Annotated in this window: 2 protein-coding genes; both read right to left on the reverse strand. The window is 39.9% G+C overall.

The window, feature by feature from the left end; genetic code table 11:
* Nucleotides 1-9: 9 nt before the first annotated feature.
* Complete coding sequence (locus O3626_RS10180; protein WP_371496722.1) at nt 10-1,296, reverse strand: sensor histidine kinase; 1,287 nt, start codon at nt 1,294-1,296, stop codon at nt 10-12.
* A gap of 31 nt (nt 1,297-1,327) precedes the next feature.
* Nucleotides 1,328-2,062, reverse strand: coding sequence for a response regulator transcription factor (locus O3626_RS10185; protein WP_371496724.1), 735 nt, complete (start codon nt 2,060-2,062; stop codon nt 1,328-1,330).
* Nucleotides 2,063-2,643: the final 581 nt, after the last annotated feature.

Consider the following 2,643-nt stretch of genomic DNA (forward strand, 5'->3'; position numbering starts at 1 on the left):
TCTCTTCCATTATTCCTTCCAAAAGGTCAGGCTCTGAGTAAATCGGTAGTTTGAACTCTTGGTAGACACTGTCGTTTTGGGATACTTTTCCAGTAATTGTTGGATCTTGTACAAGCCAAGACCGCGGCCCTCTCCTTTACTTGAGTAGTCCTTTTCAAAAATTCTCGCCAGATCTATTTTTTCAGCTTTTGTACTATTTTCAACTATTAAGATGAGGGAGTTTTCCTCCTGGAGCATGGCAAGAGTCAGCTGTGGGTCATCTGATTCAAGACTCGCTTCGATAGCATTGTCACAAAGGATGGATAAGAAGGTGATGAAATCTAAAACCTCGATGAATAGATCACGAACAGGTTCATCGATCTCGACAGAGATCCCAATCCCTTTGTTTTGAGCCTCCAACAATTTTGCGGACAGAACACTTTTTACAGCTGGATTTTCAATGTGACTGAGTTTGGCAATATCAAACTTGCTATCGTAAAATTGCTGGCCACTCTCTCGAAGAACATTCTCATAGACTTCCCTGATCGCATTGAGATCTTCATGCTCAATACTTAATTTGAGACTGGTTAAAATATTCAGGTAGTCATGACGAAAGGCACGAATCTCCCCGTAGAGCATTTCGACGTGTTGGCTATAGTTGGCTAACTCCTGCAGTTGCCTATCTTTTTGCTCTAGAATCTCTTGTTTCAATCGTTCTTTGGACACTGCATTGAAATACAAGAGCATCACAAAAAACAAAATCAGATAAATACTATTTAACTGTTCCCGTAAAGCATCTGCATGAGGAATAGCATCCTCAAAAACCACCAGACCTACAACACTGAGCAAATACACAAACATGGAAAGATCCATTGGGAGTAGGAAACGATTAAAATACTGCCGTTGAAACCCTACTTTTAGATCTGTAAAATCTAGTTTTAACAATTTAGTGATTCCTATATAAACAGGAAAGACCAGCAATTCAAGTAGAGCATCATACCAGCTGACAGATGCCTCATGAACAAGTACAATCCCGAGCATCGGAAAGACATAAAAGGCTAAGAGACGCGCAATGAGACTCTCCATGACAACCGGGTAGAGCCCGTAAAAAATATTCAAAAGGTGTCGTATGTTACGATTTCGGTAGAAACTATAGGCAATAAATACTAAGAAATAGCCAAAAAAGCCTACCGGTGGCACAAGGGTAAAGACGACTGCAAAGAAGAAGGGGCACAAAAAGAGCCAGCGCCAAGCGAACTCTTGTCTACTGATATGACGATAGATCAGCATGCTGACGAAGAACTTTAGGTAAGACATTAGAATATCTAACAGCAATTCTTTCTCCCTTCTATTTTTTCAAAGCTTCCAGTAAGCCTCTGTACTTGGTCCGTGAGATCAAGCAATTGTCCCCATTTTCAAAAAAAGCTTTCTTGTCTTCTTTATCAATCTTCGTAATATTTTGTGGATTCACCACAAAGGAGCGGTGGCACCGATACAAGCGAGGATCTGCTTTTTCGATATCGGCAATACTAGCGTAAAATTCCAAGCGCTCATCCTGGGTGTGTAAAATGACCTTGTGAATAGTTGGAGACGTTTCAACATACAAAATCTTATTAAAGGGAACTTGTACACGCGCCATCGCACTCTCAAATGTAAAAGCATCTTGCGCAATCGTGGTCCCAGCTTGCTCCAAGGTATAGTCGATGGCTGAGCTGATTCTCTCTCTGAACTCTTCTTCGCTCAGCGTTTTATCAATAAAATCCAAGGCGGCTACTTTGTACTGAAAGGTAATGGGCATGAATTCAGAGTGAGTGGTGACAAAGACAATGGTCGCATGGGGATCTTTCTTACGAATCTCTTTTGCGATCTCTAGACCCTTTTTCTCCTCACCTTTAATCTCGATATCTAAAAAGAATAGGTGATGAGCGCCTCTCTCTGTGATAGCATCCAGCAACTGACTGGACTTTCCAAACACTTCTGGCACTTTGCATTGCAAGGATTTCTGAGCGATAAGTTCCTGCAAGACCGCTTCGATTCGTGATTGCTGGATCCACTCATCTTCTAACACAAAAATCTTCAACAAAGTCCTCACTCCTTCCCCTCGACGAATATGTTCTATTTTACCATAAATAATAGCTGCTGAGCCACTCTTTCAAAAGAGACTCAAAAGGCCTTCTACCTTTTCTCCTTAACAAAAAAACTCTCCCGGAGGAATCCGGAAGAGCTTGCGCAAGGGGAATTTGAAAAATATTTTTTAATATGAAAAAGGTCGATAAAATCTACACTATGTTCAAACTCTCATTTTACTAACAGCGATATTACGATCAAGTTTTATTGTCAATAGACATGTATGTGGGAAGTTCTCCCCTTGCAACAATGTAGACTTGTGATCTACTCTTAATAGTATACACTAGAATTATTACAAAATCAGTTAATTTGTATTGCAATTTGTTGGCAAATACTTCTCCACAAAAAAATACCGCAAACGCTTGATTCCCAGGTATTTACACAAATCCTCTTTAACTAGTATTTATCATTTCTGTTACAAAATTTAAAATAAAAATATTATTCCATGACAAAAGGAGCCAGTAAGCATCACAACTTATAACAAGAAAAAGGGGCTGGGAAAAAAGTCCTAGCCTCTCAATTGTCTTTGGATTGTCG

This window comes from Streptococcus sp. 20925_1_77 (assembly GCF_041432125.1).
Lineage (GTDB): Bacteria > Bacillota > Bacilli > Lactobacillales > Streptococcaceae > Streptococcus.